At 63.6% G+C, this 16,827-nt stretch carries 15 protein-coding genes; 11 read left to right on the top strand and 4 right to left on the bottom strand.

The genetic code is table 11. From position 1 onward, the window contains the following. Position 1: 1 nt before the first annotated feature. A complete protein-coding gene (locus JMJ54_RS14475) occupies positions 2–283 on the bottom strand; it encodes a MoaD/ThiS family protein (protein ID WP_203539269.1) in 282 nt (93 codons plus the stop codon). A gap of 299 nt (positions 284–582) precedes the next feature. Here JMJ54_RS14475 and JMJ54_RS14470 point away from each other — a divergent pair, with 299 nt between their 5' ends. From JMJ54_RS14470 to JMJ54_RS14420, 11 genes are all read left to right on the top strand, one after another. Continuing rightward, positions 583–1,701, top strand: a complete 1,119-nt coding sequence (locus JMJ54_RS14470) for a 2Fe-2S iron-sulfur cluster-binding protein (protein ID WP_203539268.1) — start codon at positions 583–585, stop codon at positions 1,699–1,701. A 16-nt stretch (positions 1,702–1,717) separates the two neighbouring features. After that, the gene (locus JMJ54_RS14465) at positions 1,718–2,878 is read left to right on the top strand and encodes an alkane 1-monooxygenase (RefSeq protein ID WP_203539267.1); all 1,161 of its coding nucleotides are present in this window, start codon (positions 1,718–1,720) and stop codon (positions 2,876–2,878) included. Between the two features lie 14 nt (positions 2,879–2,892). After that, complete coding sequence (locus JMJ54_RS14460) at positions 2,893–6,078, top strand: outer membrane lipoprotein-sorting protein (protein ID WP_203539266.1); 3,186 nt, start codon at positions 2,893–2,895, stop codon at positions 6,076–6,078. Next, positions 6,062–7,303: a hypothetical protein gene (locus JMJ54_RS14455; RefSeq protein ID WP_203539265.1), complete on the top strand. Its 1,242-nt coding sequence runs from the start codon at positions 6,062–6,064 to the stop codon at positions 7,301–7,303. Before JMJ54_RS14460 ends, JMJ54_RS14455 begins: the two co-directional genes overlap by 17 nt. A gap of 102 nt (positions 7,304–7,405) precedes the next feature. Further along, positions 7,406–8,272, top strand: a complete 867-nt coding sequence (locus JMJ54_RS14450) for a hypothetical protein (RefSeq protein WP_203539264.1) — start codon at positions 7,406–7,408, stop codon at positions 8,270–8,272. A gap of 208 nt (positions 8,273–8,480) precedes the next feature. Then, positions 8,481–9,491 (top strand): GGDEF domain-containing protein, encoded by a 1,011-nt coding sequence (locus JMJ54_RS19450; protein ID WP_275411122.1) that lies wholly within the window; start codon positions 8,481–8,483, stop codon positions 9,489–9,491. A 175-nt stretch (positions 9,492–9,666) separates the two neighbouring features. Next, positions 9,667–10,338 (top strand): amino acid ABC transporter permease, encoded by a 672-nt coding sequence (locus tag JMJ54_RS14440; RefSeq protein ID WP_203539263.1) that lies wholly within the window; start codon positions 9,667–9,669, stop codon positions 10,336–10,338. Next, positions 10,338–11,009, top strand: coding sequence for an amino acid ABC transporter permease (locus JMJ54_RS14435; protein WP_203539262.1), 672 nt, complete (start codon positions 10,338–10,340; stop codon positions 11,007–11,009). Before JMJ54_RS14440 ends, JMJ54_RS14435 begins: the two co-directional genes overlap by 1 nt. 1 nt (position 11,010) lies before the next feature. Beyond that, positions 11,011–11,745 (top strand): amino acid ABC transporter ATP-binding protein, encoded by a 735-nt coding sequence (locus tag JMJ54_RS14430; protein WP_203539261.1) that lies wholly within the window; start codon positions 11,011–11,013, stop codon positions 11,743–11,745. A 4-nt stretch (positions 11,746–11,749) separates the two neighbouring features. Next, positions 11,750–12,664, top strand: a complete 915-nt coding sequence (locus JMJ54_RS14425) for a glycosylasparaginase (protein ID WP_203539260.1) — start codon at positions 11,750–11,752, stop codon at positions 12,662–12,664. Between the two features lie 43 nt (positions 12,665–12,707). Continuing rightward, a complete protein-coding gene (locus JMJ54_RS14420) occupies positions 12,708–13,508 on the top strand; it encodes a transporter substrate-binding domain-containing protein (protein WP_203539259.1) in 801 nt (266 codons plus the stop codon). Between the two features lie 55 nt (positions 13,509–13,563). Here JMJ54_RS14420 and JMJ54_RS14415 read toward each other — a convergent pair whose 3' ends face one another. The 3 genes from JMJ54_RS14415 to JMJ54_RS14405 form a co-directional block, all read right to left on the bottom strand. Further along, the gene (locus JMJ54_RS14415; protein WP_203539258.1) at positions 13,564–14,568 is read right to left on the bottom strand and encodes a LacI family DNA-binding transcriptional regulator; all 1,005 of its coding nucleotides are present in this window, start codon (positions 14,566–14,568) and stop codon (positions 13,564–13,566) included. Between the two features lie 163 nt (positions 14,569–14,731). Then, the gene (gene sstT / locus JMJ54_RS14410; protein ID WP_203539257.1) at positions 14,732–15,958 is read right to left on the bottom strand and encodes a serine/threonine transporter SstT; all 1,227 of its coding nucleotides are present in this window, start codon (positions 15,956–15,958) and stop codon (positions 14,732–14,734) included. A gap of 267 nt (positions 15,959–16,225) precedes the next feature. Beyond that, the coding region (locus tag JMJ54_RS14405) for a pyruvate kinase (protein WP_239000112.1) at positions 16,226–16,827 on the bottom strand (602 nt) is incomplete at its 5' end.

Genomic DNA, 16,827 nt, shown 5'->3' with positions numbered 1-16,827 from the left:
TTCAGCCTCCTGCAAATGCAGTCACGATTTCCAGCTTGCTGCTGTTTGCAAGCGTCGTCTGCAGGCCGCCGGTTTTTGAAATGTGCTTTCCGTCAACATAAACGTTGATATAACGCTTCAAGGCACTGCGATCATCCTCGAGCAATCGCGCGGAAATCGATGCATCGATCTCGTCCAGCTTCAGCAAAGCATCCAGGACCGTATTGGCCTGACACTCGATTGAAGTGGCGCCCTTGGCAAGTTTGCGCAGGGGAACCGGCAAATTGATGTGTACCACGCTCATTGCTTTGCTTCCTTCTCGAATCAACTGGATGCCATTTGGAGCAGAAAGCCACGTCAGGCAGAACGCGGCCGGATTTGACGCTTTATTCGGTCGACGGATTCTTTACGCATTCGGCATGAATGGATATGAGCAGACCGGCACGGTCATTAAGGCGTAGTTCTAAATACCCCATCCGATCTGACTATTTGTCCCCGCAGGCTTGCACGCTATTCTCCGCCGGCCCTAATGCGCCGAACCTCATAAACGCGGTGCACTTGGCCATGCAGGGCGATGGCAGGCAGTAATGAACGGGAGACGCTATGTTTGGTTTGTTCCAGAGGAAGCCGAAGGAAACCGCCAAGTTCGAAGTACGGTTCCTGCCGGCCAACACGACCCTGCAAATCGAGCAGGGCAGCAATCTTCTGGAGGCGGCACTTCGGCATGGCATGCCCGCCCCCTACAACTGCCGTGTTGGTGCGTGCAAGACCTGTCAGATCAAGGTAATCGAAGGACGCCCCAAATCCCTGATGGAGCGGGAGTACGTTTTTTCCCGGCAGGAAATCGAGGCTGGTACCTATCTGGCGTGCCAGACCGCCGTGCACTCAGACATGGTGATCGCCTGGGACAACAGCGAGCCGGATGGTGCCGCCAAGGTCGGCGCGCGCCTGCTGGAGGTGCGGCCGATGACCGCGCGCATCCATCGGGTCCGCCTGCAACTGGATGCGCCGCTGAGCTGGCGCGCCGGCCAGTTCGCCCGTTTGCAGCCGTTCGAGCTGGACATCACCGCACGCAGCTATTCGATGATTGCGGCAGGCCATCACGCCGATATTGTCGAGTTCGACATCACCCACTATCCCGACGGCGCGCTCTCGTCCTGGATCGTCGATCCGGCCAACGCCGGCAAGCCGTTGAGCATCGAAGCGCCTTTTGGCGACTTCGGCCTCGACGAAACCGGTTCGGACACCTCCTTGCCCCTGCTGTGCATTGCCGGCGGCAGCGGCCTTGGTGCGATTGGCGGAATGATCGGCACCTGTCTGGACAAGTTCAGCGGCTCGCCGACCGCCAGACCCGTCGTTCTGGTCTACGGCGCCCGCGACCAGAAAGAGATATATGCGCTGGACGAATTGCAGCGCCGCGCCGAGGCGGCGCAAATCCCGCTGTCGGTCAACGTGGTTCTGGACCGCGAGCCGGCCGGCAGCAGCTGGGCGGGCAGGCGCGGCTATGTCGCCGAACACCTGACCGACATCCTCGCGGAAGCCGCACGGCACAACGACCGGTTCCGGCTGCCGGCATCGGCCTGGCACGTCCTGTTGTGCGGTCCCACGCCGCTGGTGGACAGCGCCATCGCCACGCTTCGGCAGGCGGGCATGCATCCGGATCAAATGAGTTTCGACAAATACGAGCAAGGGGTCGCCGCAACGACCGCTGCGGTTATTTAATGGCTAGAGCGTGACCATGTACAAATACTTCAAGCACTCTTATCTGACCTGCTTCATTGTGCCGTCCGCAGCGATGACGGTTTTTCTGGCACCGCAGTGGGCCTTCCTTGTCCCGGTCGCCATCATCCTGATCAATGCGCTGGTCGACATCCTGACGCCGCCGGATCGCAGCGTGCCGAGCTATTCGCAGCACTGGGTGCTCGATTCGATGGTGTATCTGTATGTACCCATCGTATCGCTCTATATGTTCAGCCTGATGTGGATTGTTTCTCCGGGCGATCTGCTCGGATTGTCGGCGGCGCTATCGAGCCTCGTTCCGGTCAATCTGCTTGCAATCAAGCAGGAAGCCGGCCTTGGCGGAATGATCGCCAGCACCATTGCCGTCGGATATGTGCTGTCGTCCAACCACCTGTACGCCCACGAACTCGTGCACCGGACGACCGACAAGGTGGCCATGCTCATTGGCCGCTATCTGCTGGCCATGACCGGTGACGCCCAGTTCTCGATTTCCCACGTGTATTCGCATCACCGCAATGTCGGTACGGATCTGGATTCGGCCACCGCGCGCCGGGGCGAGTCGGTCTATGCGTTCTTCATCCGTTCCAGCCTCGGCCAGTACCGGGAGTCGTGGGAAGTGGAATCGCAGCGGCTGGCCAATAGTGGCAAGCCGTTGCTGTCGCTGCACAACCGCGTCCTGACCGGACTGGCGATGACCGCCGCCATTTACGTCCTGTGGTATCTGGCCGCCGGCCTGCTCGGCGTCGCGGTTTATACCTTCGTGATCGTGCTGGCCAAATTCCTGTTCGAAACCGTCAATTACATCGAGCATTACGGCGTCGTCCGCGTGCCCGGCAGCAAGGTCGAGCCGCGGCACAGCTGGGATTGCGATTCGCGGATGTCGTCGAACGCCCTGCTCAATCTGTCCCGCCACGCCGATCACCATGCCAATGCGCACAAGCGGTATTGGGAACTCGAAGCAGTCGATACCAGCTTGCAGCTGAAGTACGGCTATATCGGCACCATCGTGGTGGCGATGATTCCGTTCTGGTGGCATCGATTTGCGGCGCCGCAATTGGCGCAATGGGACAGGAATTCCGCCTCGCCGGAAGAAAAGATCCTGGCCAAGCAGGCCAATCAGCTCAGCCTTAATCCAATCTTGATGCGCGGCAACGACTGAAGGAAATACAAGCAATGTTTACCAAGTATATTGGGCAGATCATCAGGTGGCGTTTCCTCGTCATCCTGGCCACCTTCCTGGTCACGGGATTCATGATGTCGCAAATGCGGCATCTTCAGGTCATCATCGACCCCAACCAGATGCTGCCGCAAAAGCATCCCTACGTGATCGGCACCAATCTGGCCGAAAAGGTCTTCGGCTCGAACTACGTGCTGGTCGTGGCGGTTGCACCCAAGCATGGCGACATCTATCAGCCTGCCGTGCTGGATCGGGTACGGACCATTTCGGACGGCTTGCGCACGCTGCCGAACGTCAAGCCGGAAACCCTGATGAGCCTTTCCGCCAAGCGGGCCAAGGGCATCGCCGGCAATGACGAAGGGCTCGAGGTCAAGCCGATGCTGCATGGCGCCACGATCGACGCGGACGCCATCGCCAAGCTGAAAACGGCGATCCAGCGCAACCCGATCTACAGCGGTGTCGTGGTATCCGACGCCCGCGACATGGCGACGATTTCCATCGCCGTCGAAAAGGGCGCCAAGGGCTTCACCCCGACGCTGGAAGCCGCGTACAAACTGGTCCAGCCGCTGGCCAACAACGACATCAGCGTCGCGGTCAGCGGTACGCCGATGTTCGTTTACTACGTCGAGAAATATACGCAGCGCATGGCGCTGCTGTTCCCGATCGCGCTGCTGCTGGTCGGCCTGCTGCACTTCGAAGCCTTCCGCACTTGGCAAGGCTTCTTCCTGCCGCTGGTGACCGCCTTCCTGTCGGTCCTGTGGGGGCTGGGCATGATGGGCATCGCCAAGGTGCCGCTTGATGCCTTCAACGCCAGTACGCCCATCCTGATTCTCGCCGTCACTGCCGGCCACGCGGTACAGCTGCTCAAGCGTTACTACGAGGAGTTCGAACTCGCGGTCAAGAATGGCCTGGCACCGAAGGCAGCCAATCGCGAGGCGGTGATCCGCTCGATGTCCAAGGTCGGGCCTGTCATGCTGGCCGCCGGCATTGTCGCGGTCATCGGCTTCCTGTCGCTGATGTCGTTCGAGATTGCCACGATCCGCAACTTCGGCATCTTCACCGGTCTGGGCATCCTGTCCGGCCTGATCATCGAGCTGACCTTCATTCCGGCGGTCCGCTCGTGGCTGAAAGCACCGAAGGTACGGACCACGAAGCCGCGCTTCGACGTGCTCAGCCCGGTCATCGGCCTGATCAAGCGCGCGATCAGCCCGCGCCAGTTCGGCAAGATCCACTTCGCCTTCCTGCTGATCGTGATCGTGTCGGCCTTCGGCCTGACGCACCTGAAGGTCGAGAACTCGAACAAGAGCTTCTTTGCCGCCAACCTGCCGTTCCAGCTCGACGACAAGCTGATCAACGAGAAAATGGCCGGTACCAACACCCTGTACGTGGTGTTCGAAGGCAATGCGCACGACGTGATCAAGGATCCGAAGGTGCTGCAGCTGATCGAGCAGACCCAGCGCTTCCTTGAAACCCAGCCTGGCATCGGCAAGACGATCTCGGTCGTGGATCTGCTCAAGCGCATGAACCAGGCAATGCACGCCGACTCGCCGGCAGCGATGTCGATTCCGGCCAGCCGCGATCTGGTGTCGCAATACCTGCTGCTGTACTCGATGTCGGGCGAACCGGCCGACTTCGACCGCTATGTCGATTACAACTACCAGTACGCCAACATCACCGCCTTCGTGAAGCATGACAACAGTGGCCAGATCCAGAAGGTGATCAGCAACACCAAGGCCTTCCTGGCCCAGCACAATGATCCGCGGATCAAGATCTACTTCGGCGGCAGCGTGCCGCAATCGACGGCGCTGTCCGAATCGCTGGTGAACGGCAAGCTGCAGAACGTCCTGCAGATCGGTCTGGTGATCTTCGCGGTGTCGCTGCTGCTGTTCCGCTCGCTGCTCGGAGCCCTGCTGGTGGTCACGCCGCTGGCCATCACTGCACTGGTGAACTTCGGCGTGATGGGCCTGACCGGCATTCCGCTGAACACGCCCAACGCCATTACCGCGCCGATGGCAATCGGTATCGGTGCCGACTATGCGATCTACCTGCTGTACCGGATCCGCGAAGAGCTGCAGTTCCATCCGACACTCGAAGCGGCAATCGACAGCGCCATCGAATCGGCAGGCCGTGCGATTCTCTATGTCGGCACCGCGATCGGCGGCGGTTACTCGGTGCTGATGCTGTCGAAGGGCTTCAACATCCACATCTGGTCCGGCATCCTGATCGTCATGTCGATGGTCGTCAGCGTGGCCACCACCCTGCTGCTGCTGCCTTCGCTGATCCAGCTGCTCAAGCCGGCCTTCCTGCTCAAGCGCATGGACCGCAAATCGCAGACCGTGAACGTGGCAGGCACCGCACTCGGCACGGCAGGTTCGACCAGCGGCATGCTGATGGTCGCGGCTGTACTCGGCCTCGGGACACTGTCGCTCCCGCGTGAAGCCAAGGCGACGAGTGCGCCGGCCGATAGCGTGATGGAAAAGAACTACGTCGCGAACCGCTTTACCGACTCGACCTCGAAGGCAACGTTCCAGCTGATCAACAAGAACGGCGACCGCCGCGTCCGCGAAACCTTCGGCGCGACGCAGATGCAGGACAACACGGTGGACACCAAGCGCATGACCCGTTTCATGTCGCCGACCGACATCAAGAACACCGTGATCCTGCTGGCCGAGCACAGCGACCGTGATGACGACATGTGGATCTATATGCCGGCATTGAAGAAGACCCGCCGGCTGACCTCGGCCAACAAGAACGAGAGCTTCGCCGGCACCGACATGTCGTACGGCGACGTGATCGGCCACAAGGTCAGCGAGTGGACGCACAAGGTCGTCGGCAATGCCACGATCGCGAACAAGCCGGTGGTGATGATCGAGTCGCTGCCCAAGGACGCGAAGGTGGCCGAGCAGGCCGGCTACTCCAAGCGGGTCAGCTGGATCGACGAGGAGTCGTTTCTGGCGCTGAAGACCGAGTTCTACGACGACGGCAAGCAACTGCTCAAAGTGGCTACGCTGAGCAACCTCGTCAACGTCGACGTTGCAAAGCGCCGCTGGCAGCCGATGCACATGGAAGTACAGAACGTGCAGACCGGCCACAAGACGGTGATCGACTGGTACGACTTCAAGGCCAATCAGGGCGTGAAGGGTCTCTATTTCACACCGCGCTACCTTGAAACCGAACTTTAAGCCGCTGCTGCTCGCCGCTTGCCTCGCTGCAAGCGGCGGTGCAGGCGCCGCCTTCGACAATGCCCAGTTCAGCGCGGTCGCCTCGCTCGGGGCCTGGAGCAGCAACCGGGTGCTCGACGACCGCGAAGGCATCCTGGCGCCGATGCTGTCCGCCGACGCCAGCGTCAACCTCACCGACCAGTTGAGTGTTCGCGCCGGCGGTCTGGTTTACAACTTCGCGCAGGACGAAGGCGGCAGCACCCGCAGCATCCTGCGCGAAGCCTTCCTGCAGTGGACCGGCGAGGAAACGCAGATCCGGGCCGGCTGGCAGGTCGTCGCCTGGGGCCGGGCCGACCGGATCAACCCGACGGACAACATCAGTGCCCGCGACTACACCTCGCCGCAGTCGGTCGACGAGGCGCAGCGGATGGGCGCGGCGATGTTGTCGGTCTCGCACGATTTCGGCAATCCTGGGCGGCTGACGCTGCTGGGCAAGGAGGTCAAGCAGAGCCGGATGCCGAACGACGAGGCCGAGAAAAACCTGCCGATGCGGCCCGATGCCGAGCAGTACGAGTACGCCGCGAAGTTCGACCACAGCGGCGACGGCTTCGACTGGTCCCTGTCGTACTTCAAGGGACTGGAAAAGCCGCGCTCGCTGCAGCTGATGCGGCTGGCCGACCAGCGCATCGTGGGCGTGAATCGCGGTTACGCCGAACTCGAGGTCTTCGGTGCCGATGCGGCGACGACGCTCAGCGGCTGGGGCCTGCGCGGCGAAATCGCCCACATGGATTTCCCCGAAACCGACTTCAAGGTCAACGACGGCCGGATTTCGCACTGGTACGGCATCACCGGCGTCGAAACCAATCTGCCGGCCAATGCCACGATTGGCATGCAGTACTTCTTTCGCTACTTCGACGAAGACCCGCTGCTCGACGGGGTGACGCCCGCCGAGAGCGCGGTGCGGCGGAAACTGCGCATCGCCAACAATCAGTTCCACCAGTACCAGGACGGCCTCACGCTGCGAATCGCGCAGCGCCTGTGGAACGACAGCGTCGATTACGAAATCGTCGGCGTCGTCAATTTCCGCGACAGCGACTATGCCATCCGCCCCCGCATCAACTGGCGTTACTCCGACAGCATCAAGCTTTCTGCGGGCGCCGACATTTATCGCGGCAAGGATGAAAGCTTTTTCGGTAGCCTACGTAAAAACAACGTTCAGTTTGCTGAAATTTCCTATATCTATTGATCGGTCATACCCTTGGCGCGTGTCCGTCCGCCGTCCCGGCGCGCGCCTTGCGATGACGGTTCTTGCCACCCCGTTCTCCAACTGCATCGGGAGCGCTACATCATGAAAATTCCGGCCAACATCCAGGCGCTGAAGGCCCGCGTGGGCGCCGAAATCGCCGACGAAATCGCCTGCCAGACGCCCGAATCGTCATGCTTGCTGCTGGACAGTACCGGCCCCAGCTTTACGCGCCAGTACATCGTGCTCAACGCCATCGGTGCCGACCGGCTGGCGCGGTTCGGCGAGATTCATGCCTTCTCCGGCTCGGTGTACGCGCTGTTCGGTTTTCTGGCTTTTTCGTCGGGCAGGAACCGGATCGCCATCGAATCCCTGTGCAGCGAGGACGCCGAAATGGTGTTCCGCAACCAGCACCATGCCGGGCGTTTCTCCGGTATCCGCTCGATGTTCAGGCTGGCCAAGGGAAAATCGGCATTCGGCACGGTTTCGCCGCTGTTGGCGTCACTGGAATACATTTTCGGTGATTTTGTCGAACAGCCGTTTTCAACCTTCGGCAACAACATCCACATTTACCTGGCCAAATCCAAGGATGCCCCGCTGCTGGTGCTGTCGAACAACGACAACTGCTCGCCGGAGCTTGTGGCGCTGCGCGATCAGCCCATCAAGCACGTGATTGCGATGGCGGCCAACGTACCGCGGGTGTACGGCGGCAAACAGGCCGGCGTCCCGTATTTCGACCCGGTGTACACGAACCACTACCTGCCGACGCTGAAACAGATCACCAGCACCGACCGGCGCACGCTGATCTCGACGCCCTGGCGCTCCGGGCAGAAGGACAACCGGCGCTACCTGAACTGCTACCCGAGCGGCAATGCCTACTGGCTGATGCTGAAGGACTTCACTCGCCTCGTCGCCGGCATGCGCAATGTCTCGTGGAGCCGGGACATCTATACGGCATTCAAGGCCCAGTGATCCCGCAGTCGGCCCGCCGTACGGGCCGAAAGGCAAGGCTGCACGGCGTCCTGCCGCTGGCAGAACGCCCTTCCGGCGGGCCCGCTTCGTCCTCCGGTGCACGCTGGTCTTTTCCGGGCTGCCGATCCCCGGCATCATCGAAATCGTCGCGGCAGGCGTACCCGGTGCCTGCCGTGATCCCATCGAACAGCATGAGAGGATGAAACGCATGGAGACGATGCTGCTGGCACTGTCGGATACCGTCACCGAAGCCCGTGATCTGGAAAGCCTGACCCGACCGCTGCTGGACATGCTCGAAACCGTCACCGGGCTCGAATCGACCTACCTGACCACGATCGACGAAGCGCGCGGCAAGCAGGACATCCTGTACGCGCGGAACACCGGTGCGCTGGTGATTCCCGAGGGCCTGTCGGTCGACTGGGGTGACACGTTGTGCAAGCGCGCGCTCGACGAGGGACGGATGTATACCGACAACGTCGCCGACTGCTGGGGCGATTCGGATGCCGCCCGTGCGCTGGGCATCCGCACCTATCTGAGCACGCCGGTACGCATGCGTTCGGGCGAGCTGTACGGCACGCTGTGCGCCGCCAGCGCGGCACCACGGACGCTGACCTCCGGCACCGACCGAATCATCGGGCTGTTTGCCCGGCTGATCGCCGAGCACGTCGAACGCGAGCAGCTGCTGCAACAGTTGCAGCAAGCCAACCGCGAACTGTCGCAACAGGCGCTGACCGATCCGCTGACCGGCCTGCCCAATCGCCGTGCCCTGCTGCAGGAGCTCGGGCGGCTGTTTTCGCTGTCCGGTCGCAGCGCACACCAGGTACTGATCGCGCTCATCGATCTTGACGGTTTCAAAACGGTCAACGACACGCACGGCCACGAGGCCGGCGACCGCCTGCTGCAGGCAGTGGCGCAACAGCTGTCCACGACGCTTCGTGCGGGCGATTTCCTCGCCCGGATCGGCGGTGACGAATTCGTCGCCGTCGGCATGGGGCCGGCCGACGACACGCCACCGGCACAGGCCGCGCACAGCTTCCAGCAACGCCTGTTCACGCAGACCGTCACCGCCTTTGCCGTCGGCGACGCCCGGCTGGACTACGGCGGCGCCAGTGTCGGCGTCGTATCGGTCGACCCGATGCAGACCGACATCCAGAGCGCGCTGCAGCAGGCCGATGCGGCAATGTATGCCGTCAAGACGCATCGCCGCACGGCCCACTGACCCCCGTCACTTCAACCGGTCGCATACTGCCCTCCCCCGCCATTGACCCGCTGGCGCACGGCCGCATCCGCGGACACCGCACCGGCATAGAGGAAACACCCCATGCCCTTGGTATTGACGGCCCGAATCCTCGTCTCGTAAATTGAAACCGATTTCACTTTCATGGTGAGCCACGATGCAGTTCGACCTCACGGTCCTCCTACCGCACCTCGGCGTCTTGCGCGACGGTGCCATCCTGACCGCACAAGCCTGTGCGCTGGCACTGGCCGGCAGCGTCGTCACCGGCGCGCTGGTGGCAATGGCGTCGACGTCGGCGTCAAAACCGTTGCGGCGGGCTGCCGACATCTATGTCGACATCTTCCGCAACGTGCCGTTCATCGTGCAGATGTTCTTCTTCTATTTCGGTCTGCCGGTGCTCGGCCTGTACATCGACGCCTTCACCACCGGCGTGGTCGCACTGTCGATCGCCGGCGGCGCGTTCACCTCGAACGTGATCCGTTCGGGCATCCTCGCGATCGACCCGGGCGTGATCGAGGCCGCGCAGGTGTTCGGCCTTCACAAGCGCACCGTCTTCCTGAAGATCGTCATGCCGATCGCGCTGCGCACCTCGATCCGTCCGCTCGGTGCGGTGCTGGTCAACCTGATCCTGACCTCGTCGATCCTGTCGACGATCACCCTGAACGAACTCACCGGCTCGGCCAAGATCGTCGCGTCCGACACCTTCCGGCCGTTCGAGGTCTATTTCGTGCTGCTCGTCGTCTACGCGGTGCTGACGTGGAGCGTCTCGCTGGCGATCGGCGCGCTGCACCGGCGGCTGAACCGCGACATCGTGGAGGTCGTGTCCTGATGCAATACGGCAGCTTTACCTGGTACGACCTCGTCCTGCTCGGGCAGGGCCTGTCGGTGTCGGTACTGGTCTTCCTCGCCACTTCGGCGATCGGGCTGGTCCTCGGCATCGCGTGGGCAACGGTGCGCTTCTACCGGATTCCCGTGCTGATGCAGCTGGTGACGCTGGTCGCCGAGACGCTGAAGAACTCGCCGGTGCTGGTGCAGCTCTTCCTGGTGTTCTTCGGCCTGCCGGTGCTGGCGCAGATCAACGTCACGCCGGTGCAGGCGGCGGTGATCACGCTGTCGGGCAACACCGCGGCCTTCATCTACGTGATCGCCGTATCGGCGATCGAGTCGGTCGGCCGCGACCAGATCGAAGCGGCGCGGGTGTTCGGCCTGAGCCGCTGGCAGACGCTGCGCCGCGTCGTCTCGCCGCAGGCGACCGCCTTCGCCATCGGCCCGCTGATCGGTCTGGCGGTAAACCAGCTGCAGGTCACCTCGCTGGTGTCGGTGATCGGCGTCGTCGACCTGACCAAGATCGGCAACATCCTCAATCTGCGCACGCTCGAACCGTTCATCGTCTGGACGGCCGTCGGCGTGCTGTATTACCTGTGCGCCAAGCTGATTGCGCGGCTGGGTGGCAAGCTGGAGGCGCGCCTGCGCGTCCACAGCGACTGGAAAGGGCTGTGACATGATCAAGATCGAAGGCGTACGCAAGGTATTCAACGGTGTCACCGTGCTCGACCACATCGACCTGAAAGTCGAGAAAGGCGAAGTGGTGTCCATCCTCGGCTCGTCCGGCTCGGGCAAGTCGACGCTGCTCCGCTGCATCAACGGGCTGGAGAAGCTCGACGGCGGGAGCATCTCGGTCGACGGTTTCGACGTCGCGCGGCCGAAGGAGCTGGCCGAGGCGCGCAAGCGTTCGGCGACGGTGTTCCAGCTGTTCAACCTCTACCCGCACATGACCGCGGTACAGAACCTGATGCTGGCGCCGGTCGAAGTGCTCAAGGTGCCGAAGGCAAAAGCCGAAGCCGATGCGCGCGCACTGCTGGCCTCGGTCGGCCTCAGCGAGCGCGCCGATGCCTATCCGGCCCAACTGTCCGGCGGACAGCGCCAGCGTGTCGGCATCGCCCGGGCACTCGCGGTGAACCCGAGCTATCTGCTGCTCGACGAAGTCACCAGCGCGCTCGACCCGGAAATGACGGCCGAAGTGCTGCGCATCCTCGCCCGGCTGGCCGACGAGGGCACGACCATGGTTTTCGTCACCCACGAGGTCGAGTTCGCCCGGACGATCTCCAGCCGCGTGGTGTTTCTGGAAAAAGGCCGCCTGCTGGTCGACCTGCCGACCACCGAATTTTTCGCCGACGACGGCGGGCTCGCGAACCCGCGCGTCCGGCAGTTTCTCTCCAATATGAGCAAGGGATGACACGATGATTCTGCTGGCCAACTCCGAAGCCTGGCCCGGCTTTGCCGACTCGGTCGAGCTGCTGAAACAGGGTGCCCACGGGCTCGACGCCATGGTTGCCGGCATCGGCAAGGTCGAGCGCGAAACCAGCGTTCGCAGCGTCGGCTACGGCGGCTGGCCGAACATGCTGGGCCGGATGGAATTCGACGCTGCGGTGATGGACGGCACGACCCGCGACGTCGGCGCCGTCGGTGCCCTGCCCGACATCCTGCCGGCATGCGCGGTCGCACAACAGGTGATGCAGCGGCTGCCGCACGTGATGCTCACCGGTGAAGGCGCCAAACGGTTTGCGATTGAAACCGGTTTCTCGCCGGAAGAAACGCTGCTCGACGACAGCAAGCGCGTCTGGTGGGAACGGCTCGAAAAGGAGCTCGGCGCCGACGCGGCCAGGTTCCCCGACGTGCCGCTGATTCCGCTGTCGACGACGATCACCGACCCCGAGCGCGTGCGCGACACCACGGTCTTCCTCTGCCGCGACAGCAAGCAGGGCATCCACAGCGCGACGTCGACATCGGGCTGGGCCTGGAAGTATCCGGGCCGGCTGGGTGATTCGCCGATCGCCGGCGCCGGCTTCTACGCCGACAGCCGCTACGGTGCCGCCGCGTGTACCCATACCGGCGAAATGACAGTACGCTGCAGCACGTCGCGCAGCATCGTGCTGGCGATGAAACTGGGCCATTCGCTCGAAGACGCGGTCGCACTCGCGGTCGAAGAGCTGTCCGAACTGTCGACCGGTTTCCTCGCCGGGGTGGTGATCCATGCGATCGACGCCCACGGCGACCACCGGGTCGTGAATTTCCGTTGCCAGGGCGACATCAAGTACTGGCTGTGGGAACCGTCGATGTCGCAGCCTGAGCTGCGCACGGCATTGCGCGCCTAACGGGCTCCAAACTCCAACCGAACGCTGACAGGGAAATCTCATCATGAAACGTCTCTTCTCCGGCTTTACCGTTCTGGCGCTGGCCACCGGCCTCGCTTTCACTTCCGCGACAGCCGTCGCCGGCAAGCTCGAGGACATCAAGGCGCGCGGTACCGTGCGCATCGGCGTCTCGCTCGGCGGCGAGCCGGTGGGCTTCCGCGATGCCCGCAACAATCCGGTCGGCTACGACGTCGACGTCGCGAACAGGATCGCCGCCAAGCTCGGCGTGAAGCCCGAGTTCACCGACGTTTCCGGTGATGCGCGGATCTCGATGCTGATGTCCGGCCAGCTCGACCTCGTCGTCGCCAACGTGTCGATCACGCCCGAGCGTGCCAAGGCGATCGATTTCTCCAACCCGTACAACCGGGCCGGGCTGCGGCTGATCGTGCAAAAGAGTGCCGGCATCAAGGACCTGAAGGGACTGAACGGCAAGAACATCGTCGTCGGCCGCGGCAGCACCGGCGAAGCCTTCATCAAGCGCGAAGTACCGGGCGCCAAGCTCGTCTACACCGACAACTTCGCCCCGGAAGGCGTGCTGCTGCTGCAGCAGAAGCGCGTCGACGCCGGCATCGAGGATTCGTCGCTGCTCGACTACCTCGCCACCAAGAACAACGCGCTGGTGACCTTGCCGGGCCTGTACTCGAACGACCCGATCGGCATCGGCATCGCCAAGGGTGACCCGAAGTTCCTCGCCTTCATCAACGGTTTCGTCGACGACTACATCAAGTCCGGCGCCTACGTGGCCAACTACAAGAAGTGGTGGGGCAAGACCGCCAACCCGCCGTCGCTGACCGACATCAAATAAGCCGGTCCGCTACCCGCAAAAAAGCCGCGCGTTGCGCGGCTTTTTCATGTCCGGTTCAGCCCGCGCTGCTGCGCGGCACGAACCGCGTCGGCACCCGTACCGGCGGCATGCCGGGACTGAAGCAGCCGGGATCGGCGAGGATTTTCAGGATTTCGCGCACGTAGTCGCGCTTGGCGTAACCGATCGACGCGACCGGGTAGGCATCGAAGTGCGTCAGCGACAGGTCGTCGAAGCCGTACAGGCGGAACCGCGTCGGCCGGCCATCGGTGAACGACGCACGATGCACGTCGAGAATGCCCATCGCCATCGCATCCGACGTGCAGAACACCGCATCGGGCTCGCCGGCGTCGAACAGCGACGACCCCGCTGCGTGACCGCTGTCGTACGAGTAGTCGCCCTGCAGCGTCTGCAGCAGGCGCAGGCCGTGCTGCGCGAACGCGGCACGGTAGCAGTCGATCCGCACCGCCTCGACGCTCGACGTCGCCCGCCCGGTCACCAGCACCACGTCGCGCACGCCCCTGGCCGCGGCGTGGGCCACGGCTTCGGCGATGCCGCTGGCCTCGTCGGCGAGCACCGCCGGCGACTGCGCATCGCCTCGGCCGTTGAGCATCAGCGTCATGCCGGTATCGAACATCCTGCGCACGGTGGCGGCGTCGGCGAAATCGGAGAACACCAGCACCGCGTCGACATGCCAGGCGATGCCGCTGCGCAGGAAGTCCTCGACCCGGTCGACCGAGCCGACCCGCAGCAGGATCACCTGTTTGCCGAGGGTCTGGATCTCGCTGAGCAACAGGTCGAACAGGTCGAGGTCGCTCAGGTCATGGATGTGGTTGACGATGATGGCGACCAGATTGACCGAGCGCGTCGTCAGGCTGCGCGCCAGCAGATTGGGCGTGAAGCCGAGCTGCTGCGCCGCTTCGAGCACACGCTGGCGCTTGCCGGCGGCCACCGGTCGCGGCTCGCTCGACAAGGCGCGCGACGCCACCGCGCGCGATACGCCTGCCAGTGCGGCAACGTCGGAAATGGTCGGTTTGCGATCCGGTGCGGGGTCTTGGCTCACGCGGCGAGAGTCCTGATGGGTCAGGCCGCCATGATACCTCGCCGCCGGCCCGTTACCGCGACGGCAAACGGTTTTCTTTCGCAACCGGTAATTGCGCCGGCGCGCCTTCACCACGTGAAAACAGCCCGCGATGGCGGGCTGTTTTCGTCCAGGCCTCGGCAAATCAGCGCGGGACCGAATGCGGCTCGCGGGCGATGCACGCGGCAGCGGTCAGCAGCACGTCGGTCGAGCTGTTGAGTGCGGTTTCGGCCGAATCCTGGATCACGCTGATGATGAAGCCGATCGCGACGATCTGCATCGCCACGTCGTTGTGCATGCCGAACAGGCTGCACGCCATCGGGATCAGCAGCAGCGAACCGCCGGCCACACCGGACACGCCGCACGCGGCCAGACTGGCGACCACGCACAGCAGCAGCGCCGTCGGCAGGTCGACCGGAATGCCAAGCGTGTTGGTCGCCGCCAGCGTCAGCACCGTGATCGTGATCGCGGCACCGGCCATGTTGATCGTCGCGCCGAGCGGGATCGACACCGAATAGGTGTCCTCGTTCAGGCCCAGCTTTTCGCACAGCTGCATGTTCACCGGAATGTTCGCCGCCGAGCTGCGCGTGAAGAACGCTGTGATGCCGCTTTCGCGCAGGCAGGTGAACACCAGCGGATACGGATTGCGACGGGTGACCACGGCGACGATCAGCGGGTTGACGACCAGCGCCACGAAGGCCATCGAGCCGAGCAGGACCAGCAGCACGTGCGAGTAGCTGCGCAGCGCCGAAAACCCGGTCGCCGCGACCGACTCGGCGACGAGGCCGAACACGCCGAACGGCGCGAAACGGATCACGATCTGCACGATGCGCGACACCGCGTGCGAGACGTCGGCGAGGATCTGCCGGGTCGGCTCGCTGCCGTGATGCAGCGCGAAGCCGAGCGCGACGCCCCAGGCCAGCACGCCGATGTAGTTGGCGTTGGCCAGCGCGTGCACCGGATTGTCGAACACCTGCAGCAGCAGGCTGCGCAGCACTTCGGTAATGCCGCTCGGCGGATTGGTCGATGTCGCCGCAGTCACCAGCGTCAGCGACGACGGGAACAGGAAGCTGGCGCAGACCGCGACCAGCGCTGCGGCAAAGGTACCGACCAGATACAGCACCAGCACCAGCTGCATGCCGGTAGCGCTGCCGCGACGCTTGTTGGCGATCGACGACGCCACCAGCAGCAGCACCAGCAGCGGCGCAATGGCCTTGAGCGCGCTGACGAACATGGTGCCGAGCAAGGCGGCGGCCTCGCCTGCCGCCGGCCAGAGCATCGCCAGCAGCGCACCGCCGACCATGCCGGCAAGGATGAGCAGGATCAGGTTGCCGGTCAGGAACAGCGACAACCATTTGGATGCGAATCGCATGAATTTCTCGATATGGAGTTGAAGCGGTTGAACGGGTCCGGACGCCTCCGCCATCGCGTGGCGGACAGGTTTTCGTCCCGGGCCGCGCTTTTACCCTGCGGTCGTCCGGCGGCGCAATCACCGCTTTCCCGAGTGTCACGATAGCCCACCGTGCCAATGGCATGCCGTCATCCACGGACACCCGGCGCACGCTCCCCCGATGTCCCGGGCCGGCAGCCGGCGCAAAAAAGGCCCGCAACAGCGGGCCTTCGGGGGCTGGTGCGTCGATCAGCGCGACGCGATTTCCAGAATCCGCAGCGTGTTGGCGCCCCGCCCGGCCGGCTGGCCGAAGGTCAGTGCAATCCGGTCGTTCGGCGCGGCCACGCCGGCCTTCAACAGCGCCGTCTGGACATGGGTGATCTGCGCATCGCGATCCTGCAGGTCCGCATCCATCATCCGCGGCTGCACGTGGCGGTACAGCGCCATCTTGCGGTACGTGACCTCGTCGCGCGTGAAGGCATAAATCGGCGTGCCGCTGATGTAACGCGACAGCCAAAGTGCCGAGGTGCCCGAGTTGGTCAGCGCGGCAATCGCCTTCAGGTCGAGGTGGCCGGCGGCGTACAGCGTCGCCATCGCCACGGTCTGGTCGATGCGGTCGAACGGCAAGGTGTCGTGCGGGGCTTCGCCGCGACCGTCGACCGACCGCTCTGCCTCGATGCAGGTGCGCACCAGCGCCTCGACCGCCTCGACCGGGTACTTGCCCGCCGCCGATTCGGCCGACAGCATCACCGCGTCGGTGCCGTCGAGCACCGCATTGGCACAGTCGGACACTTCGGCGCGGGTCGGCACCGGGCTGGAAATCATCGATTCCATCATCTGCGTCGCGGTGA

It is taken from the genome of Jeongeupia naejangsanensis, from assembly GCF_016865585.1.
Classification (GTDB): Bacteria; Pseudomonadota; Gammaproteobacteria; order Burkholderiales; family Chitinibacteraceae; genus Jeongeupia; species Jeongeupia naejangsanensis.
The sequence above is the reverse complement of the archived record's forward strand: the minus strand, read 5'-3'. Positions and strand labels throughout refer to the sequence as shown.

Excerpts from the sequence above, each read along its gene's own strand:
- JMJ54_RS14475 (WP_203539269.1), bottom strand. The coding sequence starts at position 283 with ATGAGCGTGGTACACATCAATTTGCCGGTTCCCCTGCGCAAACTTGCC.
- JMJ54_RS14470 (WP_203539268.1), top strand. The coding sequence starts at position 583 with ATGTTTGGTTTGTTCCAGAGGAAGCCGAAGGAAACCGCCAAGTTCGAA.
- JMJ54_RS14465 (WP_203539267.1), top strand. The coding sequence starts at position 1,718 with ATGTACAAATACTTCAAGCACTCTTATCTGACCTGCTTCATTGTGCCG.
- JMJ54_RS14460 (WP_203539266.1), top strand. The coding sequence starts at position 2,893 with ATGTTTACCAAGTATATTGGGCAGATCATCAGGTGGCGTTTCCTCGTC.
- JMJ54_RS14450 (WP_203539264.1), top strand. The coding sequence starts at position 7,406 with ATGAAAATTCCGGCCAACATCCAGGCGCTGAAGGCCCGCGTGGGCGCC.
- JMJ54_RS19450 (WP_275411122.1), top strand. The coding sequence starts at position 8,481 with ATGGAGACGATGCTGCTGGCACTGTCGGATACCGTCACCGAAGCCCGT.
- JMJ54_RS14440 (WP_203539263.1), top strand. The coding sequence starts at position 9,667 with ATGCAGTTCGACCTCACGGTCCTCCTACCGCACCTCGGCGTCTTGCGC.
- JMJ54_RS14435 (WP_203539262.1), top strand. The coding sequence starts at position 10,338 with ATGCAATACGGCAGCTTTACCTGGTACGACCTCGTCCTGCTCGGGCAG.
- JMJ54_RS14430 (WP_203539261.1), top strand. The coding sequence starts at position 11,011 with ATGATCAAGATCGAAGGCGTACGCAAGGTATTCAACGGTGTCACCGTG.
- JMJ54_RS14425 (WP_203539260.1), top strand. The coding sequence starts at position 11,750 with ATGATTCTGCTGGCCAACTCCGAAGCCTGGCCCGGCTTTGCCGACTCG.
- JMJ54_RS14420 (WP_203539259.1), top strand. The coding sequence starts at position 12,708 with ATGAAACGTCTCTTCTCCGGCTTTACCGTTCTGGCGCTGGCCACCGGC.
- sstT (WP_203539257.1), bottom strand. The coding sequence starts at position 15,958 with ATGCGATTCGCATCCAAATGGTTGTCGCTGTTCCTGACCGGCAACCTG.